This is a genomic window from Rhizobium sp. Root491 (assembly GCF_001427205.1).
Lineage (GTDB): Bacteria > Pseudomonadota > Alphaproteobacteria > Rhizobiales > Rhizobiaceae > Agrobacterium > Agrobacterium tumefaciens.
In genome coordinates, this window is the sequence record NZ_LMFF01000018.1 from 12,271 (window position 1) to 25,731 (window position 13,461).

Annotated in this window: 12 protein-coding genes; 5 read left to right on the forward strand and 7 right to left on the reverse strand. The window is 58.3% G+C overall.

Annotation, left to right across the window (positions count from 1 at the left end; genetic code table 11):
- The first annotated feature begins 20 nt into the window (after positions 1 to 20).
- Positions 21 to 1,025 (forward strand): NADP-dependent oxidoreductase, encoded by a 1,005-nt coding sequence (locus tag ASD46_RS23155; RefSeq protein WP_060642813.1) that lies wholly within the window; start codon positions 21 to 23, stop codon positions 1,023 to 1,025.
- Between the two features lie 40 nt (positions 1,026 to 1,065).
- Here the strand turns inward: ASD46_RS23155 and ASD46_RS23160 are convergent, their stop codons facing one another.
- Positions 1,066 to 1,647: a TetR/AcrR family transcriptional regulator gene (locus tag ASD46_RS23160; protein ID WP_060642814.1), complete on the reverse strand. Its 582-nt coding sequence runs from the start codon at positions 1,645 to 1,647 to the stop codon at positions 1,066 to 1,068.
- 219 nt (positions 1,648 to 1,866) lie between these two features.
- On the reverse strand, positions 1,867 to 4,152 hold the full coding sequence (locus tag ASD46_RS23165) for an FdhF/YdeP family oxidoreductase (protein WP_060642815.1): 2,286 nt from the start codon (positions 4,150 to 4,152) through the stop codon (positions 1,867 to 1,869).
- Positions 4,153 to 4,308: 156 nt separating this feature from the next.
- Here ASD46_RS23165 and ASD46_RS23170 point away from each other — a divergent pair, with 156 nt between their 5' ends.
- Both ASD46_RS23170 and ASD46_RS23175 read left to right on the forward strand, forming a co-directional pair.
- Positions 4,309 to 5,532: an MFS transporter gene (locus ASD46_RS23170; protein WP_060642816.1), complete on the forward strand. Its 1,224-nt coding sequence runs from the start codon at positions 4,309 to 4,311 to the stop codon at positions 5,530 to 5,532.
- Between the two features lie 10 nt (positions 5,533 to 5,542).
- Positions 5,543 to 6,658, forward strand: a complete 1,116-nt coding sequence (locus tag ASD46_RS23175) for an FAD-dependent monooxygenase (RefSeq protein WP_060642817.1) — start codon at positions 5,543 to 5,545, stop codon at positions 6,656 to 6,658.
- Positions 6,659 to 6,754: 96 nt separating this feature from the next.
- On the opposite strand, the gene ASD46_RS23180 is transcribed toward ASD46_RS23175, so the two are convergent.
- The 5 genes from ASD46_RS23180 to ASD46_RS23200 all read right to left on the reverse strand — a co-directional run bounded on the left by ASD46_RS23180 (position 6,755) and on the right by ASD46_RS23200 (position 11,494).
- Positions 6,755 to 8,428, reverse strand: a complete 1,674-nt coding sequence (locus tag ASD46_RS23180; protein WP_060642818.1) for an FAD-dependent oxidoreductase — start codon at positions 8,426 to 8,428, stop codon at positions 6,755 to 6,757.
- Positions 8,429 to 8,485: 57 nt separating this feature from the next.
- The gene (locus ASD46_RS23185; protein ID WP_060642819.1) at positions 8,486 to 8,791 is read right to left on the reverse strand and encodes a UBP-type zinc finger domain-containing protein; all 306 of its coding nucleotides are present in this window, start codon (positions 8,789 to 8,791) and stop codon (positions 8,486 to 8,488) included.
- Between the two features lie 28 nt (positions 8,792 to 8,819).
- Entirely contained in the window at positions 8,820 to 9,191 is a 372-nt protein-coding gene (locus ASD46_RS23190) for a response regulator transcription factor (RefSeq protein WP_025595171.1), read from the reverse strand.
- Between the two features lie 91 nt (positions 9,192 to 9,282).
- A complete protein-coding gene (locus ASD46_RS23195) occupies positions 9,283 to 9,924 on the reverse strand; it encodes a response regulator transcription factor (RefSeq protein ID WP_003519256.1) in 642 nt (213 codons plus the stop codon).
- Positions 9,917 to 11,494: an ATP-binding protein gene (locus ASD46_RS23200; RefSeq protein WP_060642820.1), complete on the reverse strand. Its 1,578-nt coding sequence runs from the start codon at positions 11,492 to 11,494 to the stop codon at positions 9,917 to 9,919. Before ASD46_RS23200 ends, ASD46_RS23195 begins: the two co-directional genes overlap by 8 nt.
- A gap of 362 nt (positions 11,495 to 11,856) precedes the next feature.
- Here ASD46_RS23200 and ASD46_RS23205 point away from each other — a divergent pair, with 362 nt between their 5' ends.
- A complete protein-coding gene (locus tag ASD46_RS23205; RefSeq protein WP_025595169.1) occupies positions 11,857 to 12,876 on the forward strand; it encodes a cupin domain-containing protein in 1,020 nt (339 codons plus the stop codon).
- A gap of 52 nt (positions 12,877 to 12,928) precedes the next feature.
- On the forward strand, positions 12,929 to 13,447 hold the full coding sequence (locus ASD46_RS23210; protein WP_003519251.1) for a Dps family protein: 519 nt from the start codon (positions 12,929 to 12,931) through the stop codon (positions 13,445 to 13,447).
- Positions 13,448 to 13,461: the final 14 nt, after the last annotated feature.

A 13,461-nucleotide genomic window follows, 5' to 3' on the forward strand; every position in this document is an offset into this window, starting at 1 on the left:
TTTTACACTGGAGAACGTCCGTGAAAGCCTTCGTCGTCGACAAATACAAAAAGAAGGGCGCCTTGCGTCTGGCAGACATGCCCGAGCCCCGGATGGGCGCGAATGATGTTCTGGTTCGCATTCAGGCCACGGCGATCAACCTTCTGGATTCCAAGGTGAGGGACGGCGAGTTCAAGCTGTTCCTGCCCTATCGCCCGCCCTTTATTCTGGGTCACGATCTAGCCGGAACGGTTGTAAGCGTGGGCGCGAATGTGCGGCAATTCAAGGCTGGGGACGAGGTTTACGCCCGCCCGAGGGATCACCGGGCCGGTACCTTTGCAGAGTTCATCGCAATTGACGCCGCCGATGTAGCGCTGAAGCCCGCGAGCCTTTCGATGGAGCAGGCCGCATCGATACCGCTGGTTGGACTGACTGCCTGGCAGGCGCTGGTGGAGGTCGGCAAGGTCAAGCCCGGCCAGAAAGTGTTCATTCAGGCTGGTTCCGGTGGGGTTGGGACCTTTGCCATCCAGCTTGCCAAGCATCTCGGCGCCACGGTGGCCACCACGACCAGTGCCGCGAATATTGACCTGGTCAAAAGTCTCGGCGCCGATGTGGTGATCGACTACAGGACGCAGGATTTCGAACAGGTGCTATCCGGTTATGATCTGGTGCTGAACAGTCAGGATGCCAAGACGCTGGCCAAGTCGCTGAATGTTCTGAAACCGGGTGGTCGGTTGATATCGATCTCGGGGCCGCCGGATGTTCCCTTTGCCAGATCTCTGGGGCTGAACCTGTTCCTGCGCTTGGTGGTACGGATGCTGAGCCGGGGCGTGCTGAAGAAGGCGAAAAGCCGGGGTGTCTTGTATTCCTTCCTGTTTATGCGCGCGGAAGGGCAACAACTTGCCCAGATCGCCAAGCTGATCGACGCCGGCGTGATCCGTCCGGTCGTGGACAAGGTATTTCCCTTTGCTCAGACGGCGGAGGCCTTGGCCCATGTCGAGACCGGGCGCGCCAAGGGCAAGGTCGTTGTGAAGGTCGCAGACTGAGTTCGTAGTTTGCAGGAGATGGGGTCGCATGGCTGCGGCCCTATTGCTCCCGCCCGCCATTTTCGACAGATGCCCGGCAATCTGCGCGGCAAATATCAAGAATTTCATCTGCCAGGGCCGATGCGTCCGGGCAGGCCCGCGATAGCACGATGGCCCCGACAGCTTGCGCCATAATGCTGATGGCTTGCGTGCGGGCATTTGAGCCGGCGGGCTGGTTCGCCGCAAGATTGCTCTCCAGCGCGTCAACAAGGCGCTCGATGCCTTCGCCGAAAACAGCTCTGGTTTCATTTGGCAGCCGCGCTGCTTCCCCGCTCAGTGCAGCGGCCGTGCAGCCTTGGCCACGCGCATCACGATGCGTGCGCGAGATGTAGGCGTCGATCATCTCGCCCAAATCATACCCGGCATAGCGTGCCAACGTTTCGGAAAACCCTTTGGCGGAGGCTTCTGCTATGAGCGCCTCCTTCGAGACGAAGTGGTTGTAAAATCCACCATGGGTCAGGCCCGCACCCTCCATCAGGTCAGCCACGCCAACGCCATCGAACCCTCGTTCGCGAAACATCCCGGATGCAATCGCAACAATCCGGTCATGATTTTCCTGCTTCTTTTCCTTGGTGATCCGCATGTCCGAACCCTTTCGACGGCGCCGTCTCCATGAAGTTGGATATCATCATGGATTGAGAGCATTGCTGACGCTTATCATTAATAATGCGCTCAACACAAGGAACACGTCGTATCGGCTACCTAATTTTCCGTCCTTCGCCGCCGACATCTTGTCGCTTGCTGCAACGAAGACTTCTGTTTCTGGGAAGCTGGCCCGGATTGTTAGTAAAATAAAGCTCGGTTACGTGGATCGGCGTATCCTCACTGGAACGCCCTTATATGCTGGGGTCCCGGATTTCCTGTCGTAGTCTGCGAGCGCAATGACCTGGTTCATTTCGGGGTAATAACCTGCTACCGAGCCGGGCGGAATATTGTAGGCAACGGCGGTAAATCCGGTAGCGGTTTTGGCGCCACTCCCGCAAATTGCTTCGACATCGATGAGGTCTCCGTCTCTTAGTCCCCGCGTTTCAAGGTCCCGCTGGTTCATGAAGATGACGTCGCGGCGGCCGTAGACACCACGGTAGCGGTCGTCGAGGCTGTATATGGTGGTGTTGTACTGGTCATGACTGCGCAAGGTGGTCAGCACAAGGGCTTCGGGGTCGTGCAAGCGTGTGTCCTCATCAAGGCCCGGTGCGACGAGAAATTCGGCCTTGCCGGACGGCGTATTCCACACACGATCAGAAGCCGCGACCGTGAGCCGGAAGCCTCCGGGCGTTTTCACGCGCGTATTGAAATCATGAAAATCGGGAAATACGATTTCGATCTTGTCGCGGATCTGCTCATAGTCGCCGGCCATGCCGTCCCAGTCGATGTCGTGTCGATTACCAAGCGTCGCCTTGGCCATGCCGGCAACGATCCAGGGTTCCGAGCGCAACTCATCGCTTGGCGGTTTGAGGAAACCGCGCGACGCGTGCACCATCGACATCGAATCCTCTACCGTGACGGATTGGCGCCCTGTCGCCTGAATATCCAGATCCGTTCGGCCCAGAACCGGCAGGAGGATCGATGTCTTTGCCAGCAGCAGATGCGAGCGATTGAGCTTTGTCGCAAGATGAACGGCCAGATCGAGTTTCCGCATGCCCGCGAACGTCGCTTCAGGATCGGACATGGCGACAGCAAGATTGCCACCAAGACACACCAACGCTTTCGACCTGCCCTCAATGATGGCCTCGATTGCCTCCACGGCATTATGGCCCTTTTCACCAGACGGGCGGAAACCGAAGGCTTTCTCCATGCCAGCAAGAAGAGCCTCGTTGGGAATTTCAGTGATGCCGACGGTCCGGTCACCCTGAACGTTGGAATGGCCGCGCAGGGGACAGATACCGGCGCCTGGCCGGCCTATATTGCCGCGCAGCATCAGGAAATTGGCGAGTTGCTGCACATTGGCCGTGCCGTGGGCATGCTGTGTGATGCCCATGCCATAACAGAGAATGACGTTTTTCGCGTTGAGATAGACATCCACGGCGCTATCGAGCGCTTCCAGTGACAGGCCGGATTTCTCGATAATCTCCGGCCATTGCGTCTGGTCGATATCGGCTTGCAGGGCTTCGAGGCCAATCGTATGCGCCGCGATGAAATCGCGGTCGATGACGCCGGGTCCGCCAGCTTCGATATCGGCCGCGTCCCGCTCGAAGATGCGCTTCATCATGCCCTTGAGTGCGGCAAGATCGCCGCCGGTACGAACCTGATGATAGGCAGACGCGATCGGCGTGGATGACATCGTCGCCATTTCGATCGGATCCTGCGGGGCTGCAAACCGCTCCAGCGCCCGCTCCTTGAGTGGATTGAAGACGACGATCGGCACACCCCTACGGGAGGCCTCATGTAATGTCGTCATCATGCGCGGATGGTTGGTGCCGGGATTGTGCCCGAACGAAAAGATCGCGTCGGCATGATCGAAATCCTCCAGCGTTACAGTGCCCTTGCCGACACCGATCGACAGGGGCAGACCGACGCTGGTGGCTTCGTGGCACATGTTGGAACAGTCGGGGAAATTGTTGGTGCCATAGGCGCGAACGAAGAGCTGAAAGAGAAACGCCGCTTCGTTGGAGGCACGACCGGACGTGTAGAACTCGGCCATATGAGGGCTGGGAAGGGCGTTCAACTCCGAGGCAATACGCGCGAATGCGGCATCCCATTCGATCGGCACGTAGCGGTCACTGGCATGATCATAGATCAGCGGATGCGTGAGGCGCCCCTGATCTTCAAGCTTGTGGTCGGTCCATTGCCAGAGATCAGTCACCGAATGAGCGGTAAAGAAATCGGGGCCAACGCGCTTAGCCGTCGATTCCCAGGTGATCGCTTTTGCTCCGTTCTCGCAGAACTCAAACGAACTTGTGTGCTTCGGATCGGGCCAGGCGCAGCCGGGACAATCGAAGCCTTCGGGCTGGTTTGCCTTTAACAATGTCGCCGCGCCCTCGGCGATGATCTGCTGGTGAGCAAGGGTTTTGGCAACGGCTTTTAGTGCGCCCCAGCCACCTGCTGGCGCTGTATAATGCTCTATCCCATCTGGCCGCTTCTCGCTCATCACAGTCTCCCTTCAGCGTGTTTGAATAAATCTAGCATCGAACGCATCAGTACGAACCTAGACCGATGTATAGGTCCAGGTAGACGTCTATCGAATGTGCGGCCAACGAGATTGAGCATATTTTGCCCAGATCAAGATTGGCGGTGGAACAGTATCATGGAAAAGACAGGACAGATGCAAGCCGGGGCGGCAAGCGCCACCCACAATGATGCGATCGGACAAGTGGCGCTTCTGGCCATGGCCGTCGCGGGCGGTATTGCCGTCGCAAACATCTACTACAATCAGCCGATGCTCGGGCTTATCGAGGCGGATTTCAGTTGGCAGCCAGTTACCGGCATGGTGCCCACCGCAACGCAACTCGGTTACGCACTGGGGTTATTCCTTTTACTGCCGCTCGGCGACCTCGTTAATCGCCGTCGGATGATCATCGGGCAATTCGTGGTGCTTGCCGCCGCGCTCGCGCTGGCTGCACTAGCGCCGACGGCCTGGATGCTGGTTGCAGCATCGGTCATGGTTGGAGCATGCTCGACAGTCGCCCAGCAGATCGTGCCCTTTGCGGCATCGCTGGCCGCGCCCGAAAAGCGCGGCGCCACAATCGGCACCGTCATGGCAGGCGTATTGTCGGGCATATTATTCAGCCGCACCCTGTCGGGCTTTGTGGGCGAACACGCCGGCTGGCGGGAAATGTTCTGGATCGGCGTACCGCTCGCCCTGCTCGCCGCGGGCCTCATGTTTGCGGTCCTGCCGCATCATCGCCCAACCTCGACTTTGCGATATCATCAGGCGCTCCGGTCGCTCGGCCAGCTATGGAAACGCCACCCGGCCTTGAGGGCAGCGACTATCATCCAGGCGTTTCTGTTCGCGTCGTTCACGGCCTTCTGGACCATCCTCGCTCTCTATCTGGCGGGGCCAGAATTTCAGCTCGGTGCGGATGTCGCGGGTCTGTTTGGGATCGTCGGTGCGGTCGGCATATTTGCAGCGCCTCTGGCAGGAGTTGTTGCCGACAGACGGGGACCGCATTTCGTGGTCTGGATGGGCGCCGGATTGACGATCGCCGCCTGGCTTATCTTCGGCCTCTGGGCATCGATCGCTTCCTTGGTTGTAGGCGTCATCGTACTTGATTTCGGCATACAGAGCGCGCTGATTTCTAACCAGCACATCATTTATGCCCTGGATGCCGATGCGCGTAGCCGTCTCAACACGGTCTTCATGACTGGCATGTTTCTGGGGGGTGCCACAGGTTCGGCGATGGCGACACTGGCCTGGGGGCAGGGCGGCTGGCTTGTCGTCAGCCTTCTCGGCGCGGCGTTTGGCCTCGCAGCCTTCGCGGTTAAAATATTTCATCATCGCCGGCATTCGCTGACGGTTGTCGGAAACTGAGGGCGGAACGATGGAAAAACTACGCATAGGAATCGTCGGCGGTTCGCTTGCCGGCCTCTTCGCTGGCATCATGTTACAACAGGCTGGCCACGATGTCCGCATCTACGAGCGATCGAAGAGCGGTCTTGCAGGTCGGGGAGCTGGCCTCGTCGGTCAGAGGGACCTGCTGCACATTCTCCGGCTGATTGGCTGCGAGCATGTCGCCCGTATCGGCGTGGTGGCTAGGGAGCGCATCTATCTCGATCAGGACGGCCGTATCGCCCAGACCGTTAAGGCGCCCCAGACCCAGATTTCCTGGGATTACCTGTTCGAAACTGTCGCTTCTCGCATCGCTTCAGGAAGCTATGTGCTGGGTCGGGATGTCGTCAAAGTGCTGGATGGCGAGAGTGGCGCGGAGCTGATTTTTGGTGACGGCACGCGCGTGAATGCCGATCTGGTTATCGGTGCCGATGGCCTTGGTTCCGTGGTGCGCGCAGCGGTAAATCCCGGAGACAATCAAAACCGCTATTCCGGCTATGTCGCATGGCGTGGATTGATCCCGGAAACGAGGCTTCCAACGGCAGCTAATCTGCTTCTCGACCGGTTTGCCTTTCATGTCAGGCCGGGCGTACATGCGCTCGGTTATCTTGTCCCGGGCTCGAAGGGCGAAATGGACATCGGCAATCGCCGATATAACTGGGTCTGGTATCGCAAAGTGCCAGCAAGCGAACTTGCCCACACGTTCACCGATCTGGATGGGCGAACGCATGCATTTTCGCTGCCGCGTGGTGGCTTGTCGAGCGACCGTCTGGAGGCGTTGCGCGTCGATGCTCTGCAGATGCTTCCGCCGCAATTCGCACAGGCGGTCGAGGCGGAGCCAAGCCCCTCTATCCAGGGCATTTTCGACTACGAGTCGCCGCGCATGACGGGCCGTTCGGTCGTCCTCATCGGCGACGCCGCCTTTGTCGCGCGTCCGCACACCGCGATGGGCGTGTCGAAGGCAGCGGGCGATGTCATGGCGTTGAGCAACTGCCTGGAGTCCGAGGTTGACCTTCCCAGTGCCTTGCAGCGGTTCGAGGATGATCGCATCGCGGTTGGCCGAGAAATCGTTGCTTATGGCCGGCAACTCGGTGCGTCGGCTATCTGAGTATCGACCGGCTGTCTGTCACGGTACTCAAGAACGATATTTTTAACCCGCTGGCTTCTGCCAGCGGGTTTTTGATTTTGAGAAAGGTCGGATGCTTCAGTTTGGGGGCTTCATCAGGCTTAGTGCGGCGTGGATTTGCGAGACGACGGCGGCACCTTCCCCAACTGCTGCCGCGACCCGCTTGGTCGATCCGGCACGGACATCCCCGATGGCAAAGACATTTGGCAGGCTGGTTTCGAGAGGCAATGGCTTGCGGGAAAAACGACAATGCTCATCGAAGGATTGCCCAGTGACGATGAAGCCCTTGTCATCGGTTTGCACCCGGCTGCTGATCCAGCCAGCGTTCGGATCCGCGCCGATAAAAAGGAAGAGATGATGAAGCGGCAAGGTGTTCACGCTTCCATCCAGGCGGTTGCGCAGTCTTGCGGAGGAAATGCCAGTGGCGTTATCGCCATTGATCGCGTCCACTTCGCAATGCATGTGCAGTTGGACGTTCGGCAGGGCCTTGATACGGTCGATCAGATATTGCGACATCGTATCATCGAGTGCGCGCCGCACGACCAGATGAAGTGTCTTGACCTGAGGCGCCAGAAAGACGATGGCCTGGCCTGCCGAATTGCCGCCGCCAACCAGGACGATCTCTTCGCCGGCGCAAAGTTTTGCCTCGATCGGCGAGGCCCAATAGGAAACGCCGTTGCCCTCGAAACCGTCAATGTTGGTGATGTCCGGTCGCCTGTAGCGAGCGCCGGATGCGATGACGACACTGCGGGCCGTCACCGATTTTCCACCGTCGAGTTCGAGCGCCAGCACACCGGCGTCATCTTTCGGAGGGATCAGATTTTTGACAGCGACGGGAAGAACCATTTCCGCCCCGAACTTGAGGGCCTGATTGTAGGCACGTCCCGCCAGCGCCTGTCCGGATATGCCCGTCGGGAAGCCGAGATAGTTTTCGATCCGAGACGAAGCGCCGGCCTGCCCCCCAATCGAGTGTTCATCGATGACAAGGACGTCGAGCCCTTCCGAAGCGGCATAGACGGCGGTGGCAAGGCCCGCGGGTCCAGCGCCGACAACAGCGACGTCATAGAGCTTTCCGGGCTTGAGGTCCGGCGTCATGCCGAGACATGCTGCGGCCTCCGCATCGGTCGGTTTCTTGAGCACGGTGCCGTTGGGGCAGACCATTAGCGGAAGGTCGGAGGCGAGAATACCCAGACGTTCGATCAGCGCCTTACCTTCACCCTCCATGGCAGCATCAAGCACGATGTGGGGAAAGGCATTGCGGGCTAGAAATCCTTGCAGGCGCGAGAGCGCGGCATTGCCAGCGGTTCCAATCAGAACAGAACCTGCGCCTGCATCGATCAGACCGACGCGGCGCAGGATGAAGGCGCGCATGATGATTTCGCCGACATCGGCCGATCCGATCACCAAGGCCCGCAAATGGGCGGCATCAAAGGGAATGGCCGTGCAGCCCTCGGACCCGGCGCGGGCCCCGGCAAGTGTCGGTCGACCAGACAGCTGGTTGACTTCGCCAGACAACTGGCCTGCTCCATGCGTCGTGATCGGCGCCTCGCCGGAAAGACCTTCGTGGCGAAACACGTCCATCGATCCCTTCAGCACCAGCCAGGCGGGCGCTGCGTGGTCTCCTACCTTGTAGACGAAGTCACCACGGGCGAAATCTTTTGGCTCGCCGCTGGCAAAACGCTTGGCCGTCTCGACCTGATGGGGGTTGAGCACCGGAAACATCTGGTCCAGGCGCGCGCTGAGATCTGCCATCTGTTACCTCCAGCTGGAAATGTCGTCCGCAGGTCACCGCCGATTTTTCGGCGAAGTTCAGTAATATCGCGGTATCGGCCCGCGTTGCGGTGTCTGATCAGGCAGGTTCACCATGGTTTCGTCCACATAACACCAGCCCCAGCCTTCCGGCGGGTCATAGCCCTCGATGATGGGGTGGCGGGTGGTGTGGAAATGCGCGGTCGCGTGGCGGCCGGGGGACTGATCGCAGCAGCCGACATGACCACATTCGCGGCAGAGCCTCAAATGAAGCCATATCTGGCCAGTTTCGAGACATTCCTCGCAGCCAAGTGTCATGGGCTTGACCGATCGGATCGTCGGCAGGTGCGAGCATTGATCAGACATGGTTCCACTCCTGAACGTGTTGGAAATTTCAGTGCTTCAGTGCTTCTTCAAGACACAGTATAAGCTGGTTGAAATCGACTGGTTTCCCAAGGAATGCGAATGCACCGCCATCCATTGCCGCTGCTCTCGTTCGCTCGTCGCAATAGGATGTCATGAAGATCATCGGCGGCTTTTGATCACCACGCGAGTTTAACACGTCCTGCATCTGGATGCCGCTCAAGCCTGGCATTTTAACGTCGACCAGCATGCAGTCGATCGCAACGCGATCACCGCGGGCCAGAAAGTCTTCCGCAGACGAAAACAGCCGGCTCTCGTAACCGCAGGACAAAACGAGATCGTCAAGGGCTTCGCGGATCGACCGATCGTCGTCAACGATGGCTATGACAGGTGTTCTGGACAATTTGATTGGGCCTTGCGTCTTAAAATCAACTGGCTTCTATATGCGCCATCGAGACACAACATTGCACCATACAAGGGTCTAGGTTTTGGCCTCAAAGGCCCAGCAGTTCCGCCTTGCGCACCAGTTCGGCTACGGAGCGCGCCTCCATTTTGCGCATGACATTGCCGCGATGCAGCTTGACCGTGATCTCACTGATCCCGAGGTTGAACGCAATCTGCTTGTTCATCAGGCCTTGCACGACAGCCGTCATGACCTCATGCTCGCGGCGGGTCAATGTCTTGGCCAGCTCCACGACGGCGCCATTTGCAGCAGATTGCTGGCGCATTTCCCGATCTTTCTGAAAAGCGACCGAGACGGCGTCGAGGATGTCCTGGTCCCGAAAAGGTTTGGTCAGGAAGTCGATGGCGCCTGCTTTCATGGCACGGACTGTCATTGGTATATCACCGTGACCGGTCATGAAGATGATAGGCATTCGGTTGCCGAGTTTTTCCAGGTGGAGCTGAAAATCAAGGCCGTTCGCACCCGGCAGGCGAACGTCGAGAAGAATGCAGCCAGGTCGGTCCAGATCGGCATTTTCGAGCAGGTCCTGGGCGCTTTCAAAGGATTTTGCTTCTGTTCGAATTGACAGGAACAGATCGACCAAAGCCTCGCGTATCGCAGTATCGTCATCGACGACGTAGACAACCGGCGTATCGCCGTTCGGCGGTTTGCCGGACTTTCTCGCATCATTCATGGGTTGCCTCCATCGGGACGATCATTTCGAACAATGCGCCACCATCGATGTGATTGCTGGCAGACAGCGTGCCGCCGCGGGCTTCGAGCATGCTGCGGCAGATGGCAAGGCCCATGCCAAGCCCGGTTGGTTTGGTCGTGCAGAATGGTTTGAACAGGTTTTTGAGAACGTCCGGACTGAGCCCGGGACCTGTGTCGAGAACCTTGATGATCACGCTTTGATCATCCCCAGGCTCGATCGTTACCGATATCCGCCGCATCGCTTCCGGGGTTTCGGCCATTGCGTGAAGGGAATTGGTGATCAGGTTGATCAAGACTTGCTGCAGCTCTATCCGCACAGCGTTGACGGTGGGCACATCGCTTGCTTCAGCTATTTCAACAATGACCCCGTTTCTGACCAGCTCGCTCTCCATCAGCGCGCGTGTCTCCGTGACGAGATCGGCCAGCGAAACCGACTCGATATCGGGCGGGCGGTTACCAAGCATTGATCGTGCGCTCTGAATGATGTCGCTGGCACGCTGGCTGTCACGAGCGATGCGCTCAGCTGAGCGGGAAACGGCTGCCAGATCCGGCGGGTCGCGATCCAGCCAGCGCTGCAGGGTCTGGGCGTTGACCACCAAGGCGCCGAGCGGCTGATTGAGTTCGTGCGCGAGCGAAGCCGATAATGCGCCGACTGTTGCCGCGCGCGACGCCAATGCCAATTCCGCTTGGGCCTCGAACAGTGCTTTCTGGGCGAGTTCCCGCTCCGTAATGTCGAACATACCGACAATGACACGGTTGAAATTGGCAGGATCTTCAGGAAAGCCAACGGTCAGCAGCACAAATTTGCTGGTGCCATCGCTGGTAATGATGCTGCCCTTGCCTTCGAAATGCGTCTCGTTGTTGAAAATTGCCGCGATGAGATCGAGAAAGGTGGCGTCGTCCTGGGCAATATAGCGGCGCATGGAACCGGGATTGTTGTTGCCCACATGGCCCAGCAATTCAAGTGCCGCCGCGTTGGCGGCAACGGTAGGGACGCTGACGATGCATCGCTCCAGAAAATCCGGGTTCTCCCGAGCGTGAGCACTAAGGTCTTTGACACCATCTGCTTTCAACGCCATCAGCATTGCGCGGACCTGCGAATAGTCGCGCTCCCAAAGTGCAACGCGGCTTTGCTCGAAAATCGTCCGGTAGCGCTCTTCGCTGCTCTGCAGGGCGGCATTGAATTTCACAAGATTGAGGCGCGCGCGCTGATTGCGGATGATCAAGGCGCAGGTGATCAACATTGCAGCAACCGCGACCGCCAGGCGTAGGGTTGCGGCGAGGTCGGTTTGCAGCCCATGAGCTGCAAGATACGAGACTGCCGCCAGACTGATACAGATACCGGTCACCAGCATCGTTCCTTTTTCTGTCAGGGTTTCTGCCGACAGAAGCAAGGTGATGACATAGAGCGTGGCAAGCGCGCTGTGAATGTCGGTATAGGTATCGAGATAGAAGATCAGCGCTGCGAGTAAAAATGCGCAGACGAGCACGCCAAGTTCAAAGCGCGCCGGCAGCCGTCTTTCCGGGTTTACCAGGACCAGCGAATGCAAGGAGATTTCCCACGTTGAGATCGACCGCATTATCAAGCCATCCCTGCTGCCAAAACGCAAATGGCAATTCCAATATTCCTATGCAAACTCAATCTCATAACCGCGCAAAAAAGAAAGGCCATTCCAGGACTGGGATGGCCTCAGATGGATCGCGACATCCATGTGAAAGGGCGCGCTTGAACATTCAGGGTGCATTGGCATGCAGCATCTCTTCAGTGGAGGGCCTGAATTTGTAGCCTCGGTTCGGCAGGTGAGCCACTATACTTAGGTGTCAGTCCGACTAACCAAGCATTGGATACCGCGCAACCAGATCCTCGCCTACAACCATCTCGTCAAACAAACGATGTGGGCAGGAGCTGAAGATGCAGATTTCAAAACATGTTCTTTCTCTCAAGGACCGGCCTGCAGCCTTCGAAAGCCCGGCGGGATCGATCATGCGCCTTGGTCGCGATCAACTGCCAATCCTCAAAGGCCTTTCAATACGCAGGCTGGTGCTCACGGCACACGCGATCAGGGAGCCTCACTGGCATGCGAATGCCAATGAACTGGGCTACTGTGTCCGCGGCCAGGCACTGGTGACTGTCGTCGGCAATCATGGCAGCCGCGACGTCTTTCTTATCGGCATTGGCGAAATGTTCTTCGTTCCGTCAGGCACGGTTCACGCAATTGAAAATACCGGTGAGACGGAGGCGGAGTTCATCCTTGCCTTTTCGAACGAGGATCCGGAAGATTTCAGCCTGTCTGGCGCCTTCGACGTGATGTCCGACGCCGTGCTGCTGAGCACCTTCGAGTGGCAACCGCAAAAGCCGCCGAGTTTTGGCAGGCTGAACGCAAACACAGAGATATTCGACCTGCAGGCCCAGCCAGCCATTGAAAAGCAGGCGCTTCATCCAAACAGGCTCAAATTCCGTGTCGAGGAGTCAGCGCCGCACGTATCGTCGCCGGCGGGCTCTGCAAGGACCGCGCAGGCTCCGGCTTGGTCTGTTCTCGATGGTCTTTCGATGTTTTCTGTCCGCATCAGCGAGATTGGCCTGCGCGAACCGCACTGGCACCCCGAGACCGCCGAAATGGGCTATGTGCTCGAAGGGACCGGTCAGATGACAGTCCTTGATCCCGATGGAAGCGCTGACACTTATTCGATCCATCCGGGTGACGCCTATTTCGTGCCGCCGGCTTACCCGCATCACATCGAAAACACCGGCAGTGGCACGCTGCATATCCTGATTTTCTTCAGTCGCAGCGCGCCACAAGATATCGGTTACCGAGCAGCGGCGGCCGGTTATTCACGCAATGTGATCGCTAGCCAGTTGGGCCTTTCCGAGCAAGCCCTCCTGCCTCTTCCTGTCGATATCGACGATCCGCTGATCGTTGCACGGCTCTGAAGCCCTGAATCCCTGAAACCCAAACCCAAGCCCAAACCCAATGGAGATTACCATGAACCGCACCCTCGCTGAAAAACATCGCAAGTCGCCTCTTGCAACACCGACTGCCCTTGGCACGAACGCAACCGCCGATATTTCCGGCGCGTTGACGGCGCTGCTGGCCGATGTCTTCGCGCTTTATCTCAAGACGAAGAATTTTCACTGGCATATGAGCGGTCCGCATTTCCGTGATTACCACCTGATGCTGGACGAGCAGGGCGAGCAGATCTTCGCCATGACGGATGACATTGCCGAGCGAGCCCGCAAGATCGGCGGCACCACACTTCGTTCGATCAGCCATATTTCCAGGTTGCAGCGGCTTCTCGACAACGACGCCGATTTCGTGACCCCGGCGGATATGCTGGCCGAGCTTCGCGACGATAACCTCACACTCGTCTCGCTGATGAAGGCGACACACAATCTTTGTGAAGACCATGGCGACATCGCAACCGCCAGCCTGATCGAAAACTGGGTGGATGAGGCAGAGCGCCGTGCCTGGTTCCTGTTCGAAAGCACCCGCGGCGCCGAATGAGCGCGCGAAATTTC